Genomic DNA, 16,560 nt, shown 5'->3' on the forward strand with positions numbered 1-16,560 from the left:
GATCAAAACTTCAATTCAATAATAAGATAAAATTAGAGACGGAATACCGTAAAGCCTGCATTGGACATTTCTGTACGATCAAAAAGACTCTTAACATCAGCCAGTACTGGTTTCTCACATTTCATATAACTGCGCAATTCACTTGCAGAAAGTGAACGGAATTCATTATGACCTACCGCAACAATGACACTATCTACAGGATTTTGAGCATCAACTTTTCCAAGCTCAATACCATATTCATGTCTCACTTCATCTGCATCTGCCCATGGATCTGCAACTATAACCTGAGCTCCCCAGAATTCTAACTCTTTAATGAGATCAGCTACTTTACTATTACGAATATCAGGGCAATTTTCTTTAAAAGTTACACCAAGCACGCCAACTTTCGCTCTCGGAACATCAACTCCATTTTGAAGCATAAGCTTAATTGTGTTACGAGCGACATAACGTGCCATATTGTCGTTAATACGACGACCAGCAAGAATGACTTGTGGATGATAACCAACCTCTTCTGCCTTATGAGTCAAGTAGTAAGGGTCTACACCAATACAGTGTCCGCCAACCAAACCTGGACGGAACGGTAAGAAGTTCCACTTACTCCCTGCCGCCTCTAAAACATCTAAAGTATCAATACCAATACGATCAAAAATTACAGAAAGCTCATTCACTAAAGCAATATTTAAATCACGTTGTGTGTTCTCAATCACTTTGGCAGCTTCTGCAACTTTAATACTAGATGCTTTGTGAGTGCCTGCAGTAATAATGCTTGCGTACACCGCATCTACAGTATCTGCTACTTCAGGTGTACTACCACTCGTAATCTTTTTAATTTTAGTCAATGTATTAACTTTATCGCCTGGATTAATACGTTCAGGACTATAACCAGCAAAGAAATCTTGGTTAAATTTAAGACCAGATATCTTTTCTAATATTGGGATACAAACTTCTTCTGTAGCACCTGGATATACTGTAGATTCATAAACTACGATATCGCCTTTCTTTAAAGCTTGTCCTACAGTTTCACTTGCTTTTCTTAGAGGTGTTAAATCAGGTCGATTCACCTGATCCACTGGTGTAGGGACGGTTACAATAAAAAAATTACTTTCTTTTAACTCATCTAAATTTGCACTAAAACTTAATTGTTTCGCTTTTTGAAGCTCTTCTGGAGAAACTTCCAAGGTATGATCTTGGCCATTTTTCAATTCATTGATACGATTTTGATTAATATCAAATCCAATTACTGGCCCTTTTTTTCCAAACTCAACTGCCAATGGCAAGCCTACATATCCTAAACCTATAATCGCTATTCTTAAATCGGCAGGTTGCATAAAAGTTAGCCTTCTTCCTTACAAGATTGTATCTATTAAATATATGTTGCATGTTAACTGGATATAGTCGAGCGTAACTATATCAGTTTTTTTTTATTCTCCGTAACGCAATTGTATAAATGTGTTTACAATGCATGTGACTCACCTTTAACAATCTTGTTTAAAATAATAACTTTTAACATTTCTATTAATTTCTTATAACCAACTTAACTGACATAGATAAACTAAACATACAAAGCTCTACTATTTTTCGGTGTTTTTTCATTTCTTTTCAGCTAGAATCTGTCCATCCTGCGTTTAGTTTAAATAGACACTTGTTACTATGCAGTGGACGATATCAATTAAAGATAAATACACAAAGGGTCGCGTGTGAAGTATTGCCAGTTTTTTTCTATTCTTGCCTTAAGTTTGAGTGCTGCCAGCTGTGCGGTTACCTCTGGTTTACAAACTTACGATATTCCAAGTGAAGGGGTTTATAAAACAGATCTCGGCACTACAGTTAATGTTGTTAAAATTTCTCAAGAAACAATACCAGCAATTCAACCTGCTCAAATTGACTATCAACGCGACTATGTAAGCTTATTTAAAAATCAACAACCTATATATCGCTTAAGTCCAGGAGACACTCTCTCTATTCAGCTTTGGGCTTATCCTGAAATTACCCCTCCTGTAAATGGCATTAGTAATGAACAATCCATTCAGGCCAATGGTTACCCTATTGACCAAAGCGGCTACATTCAATTCCCTCTAGTTGGCCGTTATAAGGCTGCTGGAAAAACACTTGCTCAAGTAAACCGTGAGCTCCGCAGTCAACTTGCTCGCTTTTTAAAGAATCCAGACGTTGTAGTACGAGTAGTCTCTTATGAAGGTCAACGCTTCTCAGTACAAGGAAGTGTTACTAAAGGTGGCCAATTTTACTTAAGCGACCAACCTGTCAGTATTTATACTGCATTGGGTATGGCAGGCGGTGTAACAACTACCGGGGATAATACTTATATTCAACTCATCCGGAATGGTCGAACTTATAACTTAAATACCATTGATTTAGAAAAAGCGGGCTATTCACTTCATAAACTTTTGGTTCAACCCAATGATACGATTTATGTGAGTACACGCGAAAACCAGAAAATTTATGTCATGGGTGAAGCTGGGAAAAGCCAAGCCCTGCCAATGCGTGATCAAGGTATGACATTAAGTGATGCCTTAGGCGAGAGTTTAGGGATTAATCCAGCTTCTGGTAGTGCAAGTAAAATTTATGTAGTACGGACTAATCCAAATGACCACACAACAGAAATTTATCATTTAAATTTAATGAGCATTGGTGACTTTGGTTTAGCCAATCAGTTTAGACTACGTAGTAATGATATTGTCTATGTTGATGCGACTGGTTTAACACGTTGGCAGCGTGTGATTAACCAGATTATTCCATTCTCAAATGCTTTATATAACATAGATCGTTTGGGCCAATAAGATTATGCAAATTAAGAATATTTTGGTGGTTTGCATTGGAAATATCTGCCGTAGTCCTATGGCAGAGTATTTTTTGAAAGCACAATATCCCCAATTAAATATTGAGTCTGCTGGCATTTCAGGGCTTGTAGGTCATCAGGCAGATAATAAAGCGCAACTTTGTATGCAACGCCTTGGTATCGATATGATGCCTCATGTCGCACGCAAGCTAAACGCTGAACATATTAAAAAAGCTGACCTTATTTTGGTCATGAGTCACAACCAGCAAAAACATATTGAGCAAACTTGGCCTTTTGCGAAAGGTAAAACCTATCGCTTAGGGCATTGGCAGAACAAAAATGTGCCAGATCCTTATCAGCACGATCAAGCTTTTTTTGATGAAACCTGCCAACTTATTCAACAGTGTATTGCTGATTGGAAACCTTATATTTAACGCCAAGATTTTAAACTTATGAACCAAAATACAAACGCCGAAGATACAATTGATTTAAAAGAATTGTTTTTTTCACTGATTGCTCAGTGGAAGCTAATCGCACTCTGCATTATTTTAAGCCTTGTGTGTGCGCTGCTCTATTTACGTGTAACACCAGACACCTATTCGGTGGATGCTTTGGTTCAAGTTGAAGATAGCAAAGGGGCTTCTGCTGCACTTTTAGGCGATTTATCTAATATGATTGAGCAAAAATCGCCTGCTCAAGCAGAAATTGAAATTTTAAAATCACGTCTGGTTTTGGGCTCGGTCATTAAAGACTTACATCTTAATATACAGGTGTCTAGTACTGAAAATACGCTTACTCATCGCTTATTAAGCGATACTGACTATAAAACTGAATACACTAAAAAATCAGTTTTATTTAAAGATGACTTAAAAAGCTTTGAAATTCGTGAGTTTGAAGTTCCAGCTTTTTATCTGGATAAAAATTTACTACTTAATTTTGACAAACAATCTTTACGTTTAACTAATCCAGCAACAGAAGAGGTTCTGTTAACAGTTCCTTTGAATCAAGCTAACCACGTTGCAGGTCCCCATGGGACTTGGAAAGTTGCTATTTTTACTAAAGACTTATTTGACGCAACCTATAATATTAAAAACTCATCTATACCTGCTGCTGTTAATTCACTTAGCTCAAATTATTCAGTTGCAGAACGCGGCAAACTTACCGGTGTTTTAGGCTTAAATTATCAAGGTCAAGACAAAGAGCATATCACCAAAGTTTTAAATGCAATTTTGGCAACTTATAGTGCACAAAATATTGAACGTCGCTCAGCTGAATCTGCCCAAACCTTAAAGTTTTTAGATGAACAGCTTCCTGACCTTAAAAAACAACTGGACGATGCAGAACGTCAATTTAATAAATTCCGTCAACAATACAATACAGTTGATGTGACTAAAGAATCAGAACTATATTTAACTCAAAGTATTACTTTAGAAACTAAAAAAGCTGAGCTTGAACAAAAGCAAGCTGAAATGGTCGCAAAGTATACTGCCGAACACCCTGCAATGCGGGAGATTAATGGACAGCTTGCAGCCATTAATAAACAGATTGGTGAACTCAACAGTACGTTAAAACAACTACCTGATGTACAGCGCCAATATTTACAATTGTATCGTGAAGTAGAAGTCAAAACCCAGCTCTACACAGCACTTCTCAACTCTTACCAACAACTTCGTATTGCCAAAGCTGGAGAAATTGGTAATGTCCGTATTGTTGATACTGCAGTTGAGCCAGTGGAACCAATTAAACCAAAGAAACTGCTCGTACTCATTTTATCTATTTTTGTTGGTGGTTTTATTGGAGCTTTAATTGCTCTACTACGTAATATGTTACGTAGTGGTGTGAAAGATTCTGGTCAAATTGAAACTGAATTGGATCTGCCAGTTTACGCAACAGTTCCACGTTCTCCAATTCAAGAAAGTCGTATTAAAATTTTAAAGAAGAAGAAGAGCATTCCTATTCTTGCTGTTAAAAACAGTGATGATATTGCTATCGAAAGCTTACGTAGCATTCGTACAGCCATCCATTTTGCTTTAACAAATGCTAAGAATAATATCATCATGATTGCCGGCCCTTCTCCAGAAGTGGGCAAATCATTTATTTCGACGAATCTTGCAACGATTTTTGCGCAAGGTAATAAACGCGTCTTGCTCATTGATGCTGACATGCGCCGCGGTTATATGCATAAGTACTTCGACGTAGATGTAAAACCTGGTCTTTCTGAACTACTAAGTGGGCAGGCAGATTTTCAACAGGTTCTTCACAAAACTCAAGTTCCTAACTTAGATGTGATTACTCGTGGTAAGAGCCCAACGAACCCTTCGGAAATCTTAAGCTCTAATCAGTTTAAAGATTTGCTAGAAAAGGTTCAAAGTGAATATGACCACATCATTATTGATACTCCACCTGTCCTTGCAGTAACCGATGGTATTATCATTTCGCAATATACAGGTGTGAACTTAATTGTTGCGCGTTATGCTAAGTCGCAAATGAAAGAGCTTGAATTAACGCTTAATCGCTTTGAACAAGCAGGTGTTAAAGTCAACGGCTTTATTCTTAACGACATTCAACGTGCGAGTGCGGGTTATGGTTATGGCTATAACTATGCTTACGCATATAAAGCGCAAAAAGAAGATTAACCGAAAAGTAATAAGAGAACCGGATCAAATGATCCGGTTTTTTATTTAAGATTTTTTTAAGTCTATCCCTACTAAAACTAACTAAAATATATAAAAAACCACTCGTTTTTTTTCTTAAACATTCTATGCTTAAGCATGCTAAGATCAAAAGCAGCCTTTTTAGACTCAAATGATTATTTTTGGAACCTTTTATGAGTAAAGCCTTACCCATTGCTGTCGCTGTAGTTTTAGGCGGTGCTGCACTTGTACCAGTTTATTATGCAAGCCAACATCCGACCACAGAAGTCGGAAGCAAAGCAAATAAAAATGCCTCTCCAATTGAAAAAATCAGTTATGTTCTTGGGTACGAAGTTGCTCAGCAAACTCCACCTGAGCTAGACACAAAATCATTTGTGAAAGGGATTCATGATGCTCGTAATAAGCAACCAAGTGCTTATACTCAAGAAGAGTTAAAAGCCGCTGTTACTGCTTATGAAAAAGAGTTGCAGCAAAAAATGCAACAACAAGATAAACCAGAGCAAGCTGCTGGAGCAGCGTCTGAATCTGCAGACGTTCAATTCCTTGCAGAAAATAAAACTAAAGCTGGTGTAAAAACTACGGCGTCTGGCTTGCAATATATCATCACTAAAGAAGGCACAGGTAAACAACCAACTGCGCAATCTATGGTGAAAGTACATTACGAAGGCCGTTTAATTAATGGTCAAGTATTTGATAGTTCTTATAAGCGCGGTGAACCAGTTGAGTTCCCACTCAATCAGGTTATTCCGGGCTGGACTGAAGGACTTCAGCTCATGAAAGAAGGTGGTAAAGCAACGTTCTTTATCCCATCTAATCTTGCTTATGGCCCTCAGGAACTTCCTGGTATTCCAGCAAACAGTACGCTGATTTTTGATGTAGAACTCATTTCAGTGAAATAAAAACATTCAGGAGAGTAAAACAGTACTCTCCTTTTTTTTGGAAAACAGCATGAAAAAAATTGGTTTAATTATTGCAACATCAACAATGAGTTTATCTGTTTTTGCTGCTACACCTATCACAAATAAAAGCCCAGCAAAAGAACAATTTAGCTATAGTTATGGCTATTTAATGGGTCGTAATAATACTGAAGCATTAACAGATTTAAATCTTGATACTTTTTACCAAGGCTTACAAGAAGGTGCTCAGAATAAAACAGCTCGCTTAACCGATGAAGAAATGGCGAAAGCCATTAATGACTATAAGAAAACATTAGAAGCCAAACAACTCGTTGAATTTCAAAAACAAGGTCAACAAAATGCTCAAGCAGGTGCTGCATTTCTTGCTGATAATGCAAAAAAATCGGGTGTAATCACGACTAAATCAGGTCTTCAATACCAAGTATTGAAAGAAGGAACGGGGAAAAAACCAAAAGTTGCATCACGTGTGAAAGTGAATTATGAAGGCCGTTTACTCGACGGAACTGTATTTGATAGCTCAATTGCACGTAATCATCCAGTTGAGTTTCAGCTCAGCCAAGTGATTGCAGGCTGGACTGAAGGTCTACAAACCATGAAAGAAGGTGGTAAAACTCGTTTCTTTATCCCTGCAAATCTCGCTTACGGTGAAGTCGGTGCAGGTGACACGATTGGTCCGAATAGCACTTTAATTTTCGATATTGAATTGCTACAAGTTTTACCAAAATAAATGTATCAGATATAAAAAAAGCGATCTAAATTGATCGCTTTTTATTTTAATGTTTTAAATCTCTTGGTCTAAAGCCTGTGAGTAATAAGCCAATTAAGTAAGCGATTACACCTACTACACATAACCCTACAACTTCGGCAACACGAAGCCACTGTGAAAGCTCGCCGTTATACCAATTTAATCCGAACCAAAGCGCTGCAATCATTGCAAGGTTTGCTAAACCATATTGAAGCACTAGTTTTTTCCAATGTGAACCAAATCGGAAAATATTACGCTTGTGCAAATAGAAGTAGAGTAAACCGGCATTCACTAAAGCTGAACCTGAAGACGCTAGTGCAAGTGCCATATGTTCTGCATGCCAATCGATAAGCTTAAAGAACCCAATAAATACAACGTTTAAAATTGCATTAGCAGCAACAGACATTAAACCTACGCGCACTGGTGTTTTAGTGTCTTGCTGTGCATAGAAACCAGGTGCAAATACTTTAATAAGCATGAAAGAAATTACACCAGCGCTCATACATTGCAATGCTAGAGCTGTCATTTGTGTATCACGTAAATCAAACTCGCCACGCTGGAATAATGCTTGAATAATCGGTGTTGAAAGCATAAATAAGGCAATACTTGCCGGTAATCCTACCAATACAATGACTTTTGCAGCCCAGTCGATCATACCGCGGAACTTTGCTTGGTCTTGCTCTGCATGACGGGCAGAAAGTGAAGGTAAAATTACTGTACCAATCGCGACACCGATTAAACCTAACGGTAACTCAGTCATACGTTCTGCACTATATAGCCAAGATACCGAGCCATCTTGCATAAATGATGCCCAAATCGTATTTAACAGCAGGTTAATCTGAGTCACAGATACACCAAATAATGCTGGAAGCATGAGTTTTAGAATACGCTCCACACCCTCATGTTTAAAATCAACTTTAGGTGGAATCAGTAAGTTTTTGCGCCACAATTCGGGAATTTGTATCGCTAACTGTAACACTCCGGCCACAACAACTGACCAGCCTAATGCTTTGATTGGCTCAGCCATATACGGCGTAAGCCACCATGCCCCTGCAATCATTGCTACATTGAGTAAAACAGGTGAAAAAGCTGGTGAAGCGAACGAGCCATAACTATTTAAGATGCTGCTGGCAAAAGCTGTGAGCGACATAAACATTAAATAGGGGATGGTCAAACGGAACATGCTGACGGCTAAATCGAACTTTTCCGGATCACTGTGGAAGCCCGGTGCATACATATAGATGATCGCAGGTGCTAAAACCATAGCCACAAAAGTGAGTAAGGTCATGACTGTTAATAAACAGCCAAATACGCGACTAATTAAAATTTGTACTTCAGCATGTGCTCGGCCCGTTTTATATTCAGTTAATACGGGAATAAATGCCTGCGAAAAAGCCCCTTCGGCAAACAACCGTCGAAAGAAGTTAGGAATACGAAAAGCAACGACGAAGGTATCAAAATCTTTACCTGCACCAAACACGTTGAGCAATACGACGTCACGTACTAACCCTAACACTCGTGACAACATCGTCATTGCACTGACAATAAAAGTCGATCGCCACAATGCCATCGCACTCACCTACAGCTATATTCGAAAGTCGCTATTGTAATGAAACTAAAAAATCTTTTCGTTGTGAAATGATGAATGAACTCAATTTTTTTTCTGAGCCAGTAATTGTCTAAAGTGCTGCCATTTAAAATGAGGGCCCGGATCGGTTTTTCGGCCAGGGGCAACATCTGAATGACCTACAATATGGTTTTTAATTTCTGGATAAGCTTGGCGAATGACGGTAACAACATCTGTTAATACTTGATATTGTACTTCTTCAAAAGGTAAATCATCACTTCCCTCAAGTTCTATCCCAATTGAATAATCATTGCATTCTATTTTGGATAAATAGCTTGAACGTCCGGCATGCCATGCCCGATCATTAAAATTAACGAACTGTAGGACTTCACCTGTTCGTAAAATTAACAGATGCGTAGAAACTTGCATGCCTTCAATGGTCTGAAAATAAGGATGAACTGACCAATCTAGCTGATTTTGAAAAAACTGCTCAATATATCCGCCTCCGAATTGAGACGGCGGCAAACTAATATTATGAACCACAATCATTTGAATTTCGGTACCAGTCGGACGCTGGTTAAAATTTGGAGAAGGGATTTGTCTTGCCCCTTTTAATTGCCCATCTATAACTTCATACGGTGTGATTTGCTTCATTGAGATGCCAATAAATTGCTTGCCAATTGTTTTAGTTTAAAACAGTTATCTACTTTTCAAAGTATTAAATGCGATTGTTTATCGCGATTAATCTCATAAAACAGCTTATTTTTCAGGTCGACGGTGCTAATATATCGCAAGTTTTAGGGTCATCGACAAAATGGAAACCGTATGAGCATACCTCAGTCTTTGCTTGAACAATCAATTCAAATCAATATTCAACAAGCATTACAAGAAGATATTGGGGACGGCGACATTACCGCTATGCTCACACCTGAAGAGGAGCAAGCCACTGCAACCATTATTAGCCGTGAAGATATGGTTTTAGCTGGTCAACCTTGGGTAAATGCACTCATCTCAGCTTATGACAATACTATTCAGGTGACTTGGTTAAAACAAGAAGGTGAGCGTGTTGCGGCAAACGAAGCGTTTTTAAAACTTGCAGGTTCTGCACGTAGTTTACTTACTGTAGAGCGCCCTGCTTTAAACTTTATTCAAACTTTATCTGCTGTTGCGACAAAAACTGCTGAATACGTTAAGCATCTTGAAGGCTTAAATACAAAACTTCTCGATACGCGTAAAACCTTACCAGGCTTACGTATTGCACAAAAATATGCCGTAGCTGTCGGTGGCGGACAAAATCACCGTCTCGGTTTATTTGATGCATTCTTAATTAAAGAAAATCATATTATGGCAGCAGGTGGTATTACCCAAGCAATTGCAAAAGCACATCAAATTGCGCCAGGCAAACCTGTTGAAGTCGAAGTCGAAACTTGGGATGAACTAAACCAAGCGCTTGAAGCTGGGGCGGACATTGTCATGCTAGACAATTTTAGCCAACAGCAAATGATTGATGCCGTAAAACATGTGGCAGGTCGCTGTAAACTCGAAGCATCTGGCAATATCACTATTGAGAACTTACGCGAAGTGGCGACTACTGGCGTTGATTACATTTCTATGGGTGTCTTAACTAAAGACGTTAGAGCTGTTGATTTATCAATGCGTTTTAATGCTTAAGTAAAATCCACATCGTTATTCATATTTTTTTGCGACTTGGTCATGTCTGCCGCTTGTGTTTTTTGCCACGCTGACTGAGTCGCTTGTGCCCCACTATCACGTGGATCGGCAGCCATTAAAACAAATGTAACTACTGCTAATAATACAATAAAACCTTGTAGCATAAATTTTCCCCATTACTTTAAAAAATCAGGGTTTCAAGATAAAAGATAAATATGACCACGCTTAGGAGATTCTGTTACAAAAGGTAAGTCTTTATTTTTATTATTCATCTAAACGATAAGTTATTACCTCTCTTCATTTATATTTCCCAACATTAGATTGTGCGAGATGTCATCTACAACCTACCCCAAATTTATAAATATATTGTTTTTGCAATAAATCAGATATATGCAGAAAGAGAACAGGTTTTGTAGATGACAAATGCATTTGGTTACTTTGGGCGAAACCAAAGTAACGAATTAGCTACTTCCACTGGATGAATAAACGATAAGACTCCGTCGTGCTAACTAATTTAAAATAATTATTAACTAAGACTTCAGCTTAACATTCATGCATTACAGCAACTTAAGACTCTAAATAACCCATATAAGGATCAGAAATTGAATCTTCTTGAGTTTCTATACGACCTGCAAAACGACGACTAAACGTCGCATCATCAGATAAAGTCACAGTAAAGTCATACCAACCTCCAAATTCAGACATATCCCAAACCAGTTCTTTTTCAGAACGATTTGTTTCTATCGTCCATGTCTTGTTTGGCAGATAAGCATTTGCTTTGACTGTGAGCTTGACTGACTTATTACCATCGTGACGAATTTTTAAATACAAATTCGCATCACACTCTTCCACACAGACTCTAATTTCTGGTAGTGCTTGCGTCTGGTTCGCTTGGCTCAAATCTCCCTTAAACGCACGGTGGAAACCATTTGGTCCAAGTACCCACAAGTCATATTGACCAGTTGGAGCATTCCACACATCATCAAGCTGTTTACCCGCCTCAACCATATAGCGACGAGGAGCTACCGTAAGATCTAATCGGTTATACACATGAAAAACGGCTGCTTGTTTGCCCGTGTTTGAGAACATCAGCTTTACATTTTTTTGAGTAGCATCGACTTTGGCACTGGTATGTAAAATATAAGGTAAAGCACGTGATGGTCTAATTCCCATTTCCTGCTGAGGAAATTGTTGCTGGCTTGGAACAGGAACTTGTGGCAATAAAGCCTGAGCAACACGAATCGCATCAGCTTCGGCTTTAGTTTTCTTCCCATCTAGTTCAGCAACAGGCAGAAGGTTCGGTGTTTTAAAATTAAATGCTGTTGTTAAATCACCACATACGGCACGGCGGTATGGACTAATGTTAGGCTCTTGCACACCAAAGCGTTTTTCCAAGAATTGTAAAATAGAAGTGTGGTCGAAGACCTGTGAGTTCACCCAGCCACCACGGCTCCACGGTGAAATTACATACATTGGAACGCGTACACCCGGCCCATACACTCTCCCGTCTGGTTTAGGTTGAGATTTTGAAGTCGCTACTGCTGGATGGTTAAAGTATTCATAAGATACTTGCTGATCACTTAAAGTCGTTTTTCCATATACAACACCATTTGCATCTTTAGACGGTGCACTTGGTGAAGGAACATGGTCAAAGAAACCGTCATTTTCATCGAAGTTTACCAATAAAACGGTTTGACTCCACAGCTCAGGGTTTTCAGTTAATGCATTTAATACTTCCTGAATATACCAAGCGCCCTGTACAGGACTAGATGGCCCTGGATGTTCACTGTAAGTTGCTGGAGCAACCAACCAACTCACCTGCGGTAATTTACCTTGCCCAATATCAGCTTTAAAAGTTCCTAAAAAACCACCGTCCGGCATGGTATTGGCAATACCTTTGTAAAGTGGTTGAGTCGTATCGATTTTTTCATCATACGCTGGGCAAATGAGTGAATCATGGCTAACTGGTTGCCCTGACTGTTCATTTGCACGGCGATACTGTTTGAAACCAGCTAATGGGTTATCGGTAAAGTTATCCGGCATGTTTTGATAAACTTTCCATGTTACGCCGGCCTGCTGTAAGCGCTCAGGATAAGTCGTCCATTCATAACCTTCAGTTGATGGTCCAATTCCATCAAATTCATTTACCACACTGGCGACACCTGCACCCGTAGGGCCATTGGTTCCCGTCCAGATAAACTTACGATTTGGGTTAGTCCCCGCATGCATAGCGCAGTGGTAGGCATCACAAATGGTAAATGCATCGGCTAAGGCAAACTGATATTCGACTTCTTGTTTTTTATAGTAACCCATCGATTGTGGTTTTTTAGATGCCACCCAATCACTCATTCGCCCATTGTCCCAAGCTGCTTGGCCATCAGCCCATGAGTGAGGTGTACCTGAAACGCGTTGTGCGTTTCCTAAACGGCTATCTAAATGGTAAGGCAATACTTTCTTTTTATTCGCATCGTATTGCTCCCAAACCTTTCGGCCTTCTGTCATTGGAATAGTAAAGCGGTCACCAAAACCACGTACGCCTTTTAGTGTGCCGAAATAATTATCGAAAGAACGGTTTTCCTGAGTCAAAATCACGATGTATTTAACATCTTGAATAGTTCCACTTTCAACTTTGGCATCAATAGCCAGCGCTTTTTGAATACTCAGCGGGAAACTCGCTAAAGCGGCTGTTCCAAACATGATTTTTGTAGAATTTAAAAGAAATTCGCGACGATTCATTAGTTCTATCCTAAGTTCTTATTATGGTGCACAGTGCATTTTGCAATTACTGGTGGGCGGTGTTGTTGGCGATGAATTATCTGAGTCGTTATCATCGTTACAAGCACTGAGCATGAGTGCTAAAGATGTAATTAATAAAAGTGAAAGTTTTCGCATTAGTTTTTCCAAACGTTTTAAATGCGAACTACTAATAAAGCGTAAAAGTGACAGGCAAGTGATGTTTTTATGTCGATTTGATGAAGGCATAAAAAAACGCATCCGAAGATGCGTTTTTTAGAAAGATTAAAATTACCAGCCTAAAGCTTCTTGTTGCTTTTTAATGAGCTCGGCAATTCCTTTTTCAGCCATTTCTAACATGGCATTACTTTGTGCGCGAGTAAACGGTTTGTCTTCTGCTGTACCTTGAATTTCAATAAACTCACCAGCTTGTGTCATTACTACGTTTAAGTCAGTTTGACAGTTCGAGTCTTCTTCATAACAAAGATCAAGCAGTACTTCGTCTTGATACATACCTACAGAAATTGCAGCAACTAATCCTTTAAGCGGATCATGCTTAATTTTCTTTTGCGATAACAAAACATTCATTGCATCAACTAATGCTACAGCCGCACCAGTGATCGAAGCAGTACGTGTACCACCATCAGCCTGAATTACATCGCAATCGATCGTAATCGTGTTTTCACCAAGCTTTTTCAAATCAACCATAGCACGTAAGCTACGACCAATGAGGCGCTGGATTTCCTGAGTACGACCAGTTTGCTTACCACGAGCCGCTTCACGGTCACAACGTGAATGTGTTGAGCGCGGTAACATGCCATATTCTGCTGTTACCCAGCCTTGACCTTGACCTTTTAAAAAGCGTGGCACTGAGTTATCAATGCTTGCAGTACAAAGGACTTTGGTGTGACCAAATTCGACCAGCACAGAACCTTCAGCATAACGGGTGTAGTTTCGTGTAATTTTCACTTCACGTAATTGGTCTAATGCACGTTGGTCAATACGCATAATCCTTCCTAACTTCTCTTAAATACAAACTTGGGCATAGTATAGCAAAGGATTTTGACAGGTTGAGTTTATTCCCTACTTTCAAATGTAAGTCTGCAACTTTCATGACTTGAAAAATAAAAATAGCCCCTAAAAAGGAGCTATTTTGAAAACTTTTAAATTACGCAAATTTGAATTTTGCTTTTAACTTTTCCAATGTCTGCATAACTTTTCCAGTGGTATGGTTTGGCAGTGAACATTTCGCCAAACGTACCCATACACTCCAGAACTGGCGCATAAAGTTCGCTTCGTTGTAGTTAATGCCATATTCTGCACAAAGTGCCTTAATTTTCGGTGCTACTTCTTTATAGCGATTAGCTGGCATATCTGGAAATAAATGGTGTTCAATTTGATGGCTTAAGTTACCACTCATAAAGTGCATCCATTCTGTACCACTAAAATTACTTGAACCACGAATTTGACGTAAGTACCACTCTGCCTTGGTTTCAGTGTCGGTATTATCAGGCTCAAACGTTTCTGCATCTTCTGTAAAGTGGCCGTTAAAAATCACGGCAGATGACCACAAGTTACGAATAATATTGGCAACTACATTTCCTGCAAAAACCGGTAAAAACATAGGACCAGAGATCACAGGGAAAAACACATAGTCTTTTAAAACTTGACGAGTGGCTTTTTTACGTACTTTAGATGAATCTTTCCAAACTTGTTTCCAGCTCTTGGTTTTATAAACTAATGCATCTTCAAGATGTAAGTTTTGTACACCCACATACCATTCAAAGAAAAACATTAACTGTAGACCAAGTGGAATATTAAATAGGTGACGAGGTTCCCACTTCTGTTGATCACTTACTCGCAAAATACCATAACCGACATCATGGTCTTTACCAACAATATTGGTATAAGTGTGGTGCACATAGTTATGTGTTTCACGCCAATCATCACCCGATGCAATGGTATCCCAATCGTAAGTATTACCGTTCAGACTTGGTTCATTTAACCAGTCAAACTGACCATGCATCACGTTATGACCAAGTTCCATGTTTTCTACAATTTTAGAAATACCTAATAAACCTGTGCCTAGTAGCCAAACAGGCGGAATCCAACCACCAAACATCAACATACTACGTGAAGCGATTTCGGTGTAGCGAACAAAATTACGTACTTTGTAGATATATTTTGCATCTTGCTCACCAAGACTTTGCATCACGTCTTGACGAATCTGCTCAACACGGCGACCAAACTCTTCTGTCTGTTCTGGGGTTAAATGAGCAGATTTAGAAACGGTAGAAAATTCTAATGCCATATTCATAAGGTTAATCCTCTTTAATTCTTTTTATAGATCAATCGTGACTGGGCTTAATGCCTGGCTCACGCATAGTTTAATTGGACGGTTAGGTTGGTCTTCAATTTCACCTGTTAACAGGTTTTGAGTAACACCGCTGACTTTGGTACAGCTACATTTATTGCAAACACCCATACGGCAACCATGTTGCGGACGTAAACCTGCTTGCTCTGCACTGCTCAGTAAATTTGTTTCAGCTAAAAACTCATGCTGGGCACGGCGGAAAATAATACGCTGTGCTGCATGTGTACCAGTCACTTGAAGTGGCTGAAAATATTCTTGATAAAGTTGCGACTGAGCACCCTTTTGGGCATAAATTTCATTTGCCTGCTGCATCATGCCGTGATGACCACACACATACGTTGCAGTCTGCGCGTAATCAGGAACCAACTTTTGCAGTAATTTTTCAGTTAAATGCTGCTTTTGCTCGGAGGTATTAAAGAAATGATATTGAAGCTGTGGGTGCTGCTCTGCCAAAGCTTTTAATTCAGCATGAAAAATTTCAGCACGATTAAAATAAATAACGTGAATTTGTTCAAGCTGCTGTTTCAACGCTTGCTGCAAAAGTGAATAAATTGCAGTAATGCCACTACCTGACGCGATTAAAATCGCAGGATGCTGGCCTTGGTGCAAAGTAAAATCACCTTGTGGCTGTGAAATCTCAATGCACTCTCCAACATGTAATCGTTGGGCTGCACTTGACACCAAGCCTTGTACTTTAATACCTAAAGCGATTTCACCCTGAGTAGTCACTTCAATAATTGAATAACTACGCTGTTGGTAAATGCCATCGATGAGCAAAGTCAGCAGAATACTTTGACCTGCGCGGACCTGATCGAAATTAAAATTACGATTCGGTTTAAGCTTGATAAGCACCATATCGGTATGAAGTGGCTGAACAGTAGTAACTTCTGCAAGTACCCTTTTCCAAGCCCAAGTCGCGTTAATTTTCTGTAAAACAAAATCAACAAAATCTTCTCGAACCCAATGTGGCTGATAGCTAAGTGTTGCGTTCATACGTTCCTCTTTTGTTTCTGGCTATTTATTTGAGTGAACACATGTTCGTATAGTGAACATATGTACACTATATTTATAACTGTTCACTCAGTCAACACTTGTTCACTAT

At 39.1% G+C, this 16,560-nt stretch carries 15 protein-coding genes; 6 read left to right on the forward strand and 9 right to left on the reverse strand.

Annotated features, from left to right (window positions below; translation table 11 throughout):
* Nucleotides 1-32: 32 nt before the first annotated feature.
* Complete coding sequence (tviB, locus tag POD11_RS13050) at nucleotides 33-1,328, reverse strand: Vi polysaccharide biosynthesis UDP-N-acetylglucosamine C-6 dehydrogenase TviB (protein WP_262457461.1); 1,296 nt, start codon at nucleotides 1,326-1,328, stop codon at nucleotides 33-35.
* A gap of 369 nt (nucleotides 1,329-1,697) precedes the next feature.
* On the opposite strand from tviB, the gene POD11_RS13055 reads away from it, so the two are divergent.
* From POD11_RS13055 to POD11_RS13075, 5 genes are all read left to right on the forward strand, one after another.
* On the forward strand, nucleotides 1,698-2,798 hold the full coding sequence (locus POD11_RS13055; RefSeq protein ID WP_262457463.1) for a polysaccharide biosynthesis/export family protein: 1,101 nt from the start codon (nucleotides 1,698-1,700) through the stop codon (nucleotides 2,796-2,798).
* 4 nt (nucleotides 2,799-2,802) lie between these two features.
* Nucleotides 2,803-3,231, forward strand: a complete 429-nt coding sequence (locus POD11_RS13060; RefSeq protein WP_262457464.1) for a low molecular weight protein-tyrosine-phosphatase — start codon at nucleotides 2,803-2,805, stop codon at nucleotides 3,229-3,231.
* 18 nt (nucleotides 3,232-3,249) lie between these two features.
* Complete coding sequence (locus tag POD11_RS13065; protein WP_262457465.1) at nucleotides 3,250-5,433, forward strand: polysaccharide biosynthesis tyrosine autokinase; 2,184 nt, start codon at nucleotides 3,250-3,252, stop codon at nucleotides 5,431-5,433.
* Nucleotides 5,434-5,624: 191 nt separating this feature from the next.
* Entirely contained in the window at nucleotides 5,625-6,350 is a 726-nt protein-coding gene (locus POD11_RS13070) for an FKBP-type peptidyl-prolyl cis-trans isomerase (RefSeq protein ID WP_064785717.1), read from the forward strand.
* A gap of 49 nt (nucleotides 6,351-6,399) precedes the next feature.
* Complete coding sequence (locus POD11_RS13075; protein ID WP_213071843.1) at nucleotides 6,400-7,095, forward strand: FKBP-type peptidyl-prolyl cis-trans isomerase; 696 nt, start codon at nucleotides 6,400-6,402, stop codon at nucleotides 7,093-7,095.
* A 46-nt stretch (nucleotides 7,096-7,141) separates the two neighbouring features.
* Here POD11_RS13075 and murJ read toward each other — a convergent pair whose 3' ends face one another.
* Both murJ and ampD read right to left on the reverse strand, forming a co-directional pair.
* The gene (gene murJ / locus POD11_RS13080) at nucleotides 7,142-8,692 is read right to left on the reverse strand and encodes a murein biosynthesis integral membrane protein MurJ (protein ID WP_262457466.1); all 1,551 of its coding nucleotides are present in this window, start codon (nucleotides 8,690-8,692) and stop codon (nucleotides 7,142-7,144) included.
* Between the two features lie 72 nt (nucleotides 8,693-8,764).
* Complete coding sequence (gene ampD / locus POD11_RS13085; protein ID WP_262457467.1) at nucleotides 8,765-9,334, reverse strand: 1,6-anhydro-N-acetylmuramyl-L-alanine amidase AmpD; 570 nt, start codon at nucleotides 9,332-9,334, stop codon at nucleotides 8,765-8,767.
* Between the two features lie 171 nt (nucleotides 9,335-9,505).
* Here ampD and nadC point away from each other — a divergent pair, with 171 nt between their 5' ends.
* Nucleotides 9,506-10,351, forward strand: coding sequence for a carboxylating nicotinate-nucleotide diphosphorylase (nadC, locus tag POD11_RS13090; RefSeq protein ID WP_262457468.1), 846 nt, complete (start codon nucleotides 9,506-9,508; stop codon nucleotides 10,349-10,351).
* On the opposite strand, the gene POD11_RS13095 is transcribed toward nadC, so the two are convergent.
* From POD11_RS13095 to POD11_RS13120, 6 genes are all read right to left on the reverse strand, one after another.
* On the reverse strand, nucleotides 10,348-10,515 hold the full coding sequence (locus tag POD11_RS13095) for an ABZJ_00068 family colistin stress protein (RefSeq protein ID WP_016142587.1): 168 nt from the start codon (nucleotides 10,513-10,515) through the stop codon (nucleotides 10,348-10,350). The genes nadC and POD11_RS13095 overlap by 4 nt on opposite strands.
* A gap of 403 nt (nucleotides 10,516-10,918) precedes the next feature.
* The gene (locus POD11_RS13100; protein WP_262457469.1) at nucleotides 10,919-13,087 is read right to left on the reverse strand and encodes a phosphocholine-specific phospholipase C; all 2,169 of its coding nucleotides are present in this window, start codon (nucleotides 13,085-13,087) and stop codon (nucleotides 10,919-10,921) included.
* A gap of 21 nt (nucleotides 13,088-13,108) precedes the next feature.
* On the reverse strand, nucleotides 13,109-13,243 hold the full coding sequence (locus POD11_RS13105) for a hypothetical protein (protein ID WP_255787789.1): 135 nt from the start codon (nucleotides 13,241-13,243) through the stop codon (nucleotides 13,109-13,111).
* 132 nt (nucleotides 13,244-13,375) lie between these two features.
* Nucleotides 13,376-14,092: a ribonuclease PH gene (gene rph, locus POD11_RS13110; RefSeq protein ID WP_002120794.1), complete on the reverse strand. Its 717-nt coding sequence runs from the start codon at nucleotides 14,090-14,092 to the stop codon at nucleotides 13,376-13,378.
* Between the two features lie 160 nt (nucleotides 14,093-14,252).
* Nucleotides 14,253-15,395, reverse strand: coding sequence for a fatty acid desaturase family protein (locus tag POD11_RS13115; RefSeq protein WP_262457484.1), 1,143 nt, complete (start codon nucleotides 15,393-15,395; stop codon nucleotides 14,253-14,255).
* A 30-nt stretch (nucleotides 15,396-15,425) separates the two neighbouring features.
* A complete protein-coding gene (locus tag POD11_RS13120) occupies nucleotides 15,426-16,451 on the reverse strand; it encodes a ferredoxin reductase (RefSeq protein WP_262457470.1) in 1,026 nt (341 codons plus the stop codon).
* Between the last annotated feature and the right edge of the window lie 109 nt (nucleotides 16,452-16,560).

The organism is Acinetobacter sp. P1(2023) (assembly GCF_028367635.1).
GTDB lineage: Bacteria > Pseudomonadota > Gammaproteobacteria > Pseudomonadales > Moraxellaceae > Acinetobacter > Acinetobacter pittii_E.

Bases quoted from the DNA above. Each gene is read 5' to 3' on its own strand.
- nadC (WP_262457468.1), top strand. From the start codon at position 9,506: ATGAGCATACCTCAGTCTTTGCTTGAACAATCAATTCAAATCAATATT.
- ampD (WP_262457467.1), bottom strand. From the start codon at position 9,334: ATGAAGCAAATCACACCGTATGAAGTTATAGATGGGCAATTAAAAGGG.
- POD11_RS13115 (WP_262457484.1), bottom strand. From the start codon at position 15,395: ATGGCATTAGAATTTTCTACCGTTTCTAAATCTGCTCATTTAACCCCA.
- POD11_RS13100 (WP_262457469.1), bottom strand. From the start codon at position 13,087: ATGAATCGTCGCGAATTTCTTTTAAATTCTACAAAAATCATGTTTGGA.
- POD11_RS13120 (WP_262457470.1), bottom strand. From the start codon at position 16,451: ATGAACGCAACACTTAGCTATCAGCCACATTGGGTTCGAGAAGATTTT.
- POD11_RS13075 (WP_213071843.1), top strand. From the start codon at position 6,400: ATGAAAAAAATTGGTTTAATTATTGCAACATCAACAATGAGTTTATCT.
- rph (WP_002120794.1), bottom strand. From the start codon at position 14,092: ATGCGTATTGACCAACGTGCATTAGACCAATTACGTGAAGTGAAAATT.
- tviB (WP_262457461.1), bottom strand. From the start codon at position 1,328: ATGCAACCTGCCGATTTAAGAATAGCGATTATAGGTTTAGGATATGTA.
- POD11_RS13070 (WP_064785717.1), top strand. From the start codon at position 5,625: ATGAGTAAAGCCTTACCCATTGCTGTCGCTGTAGTTTTAGGCGGTGCT.
- POD11_RS13060 (WP_262457464.1), top strand. From the start codon at position 2,803: ATGCAAATTAAGAATATTTTGGTGGTTTGCATTGGAAATATCTGCCGT.
- POD11_RS13105 (WP_255787789.1), bottom strand. From the start codon at position 13,243: ATGCGAAAACTTTCACTTTTATTAATTACATCTTTAGCACTCATGCTC.
- POD11_RS13095 (WP_016142587.1), bottom strand. From the start codon at position 10,515: ATGCTACAAGGTTTTATTGTATTATTAGCAGTAGTTACATTTGTTTTA.
- POD11_RS13065 (WP_262457465.1), top strand. From the start codon at position 3,250: ATGAACCAAAATACAAACGCCGAAGATACAATTGATTTAAAAGAATTG.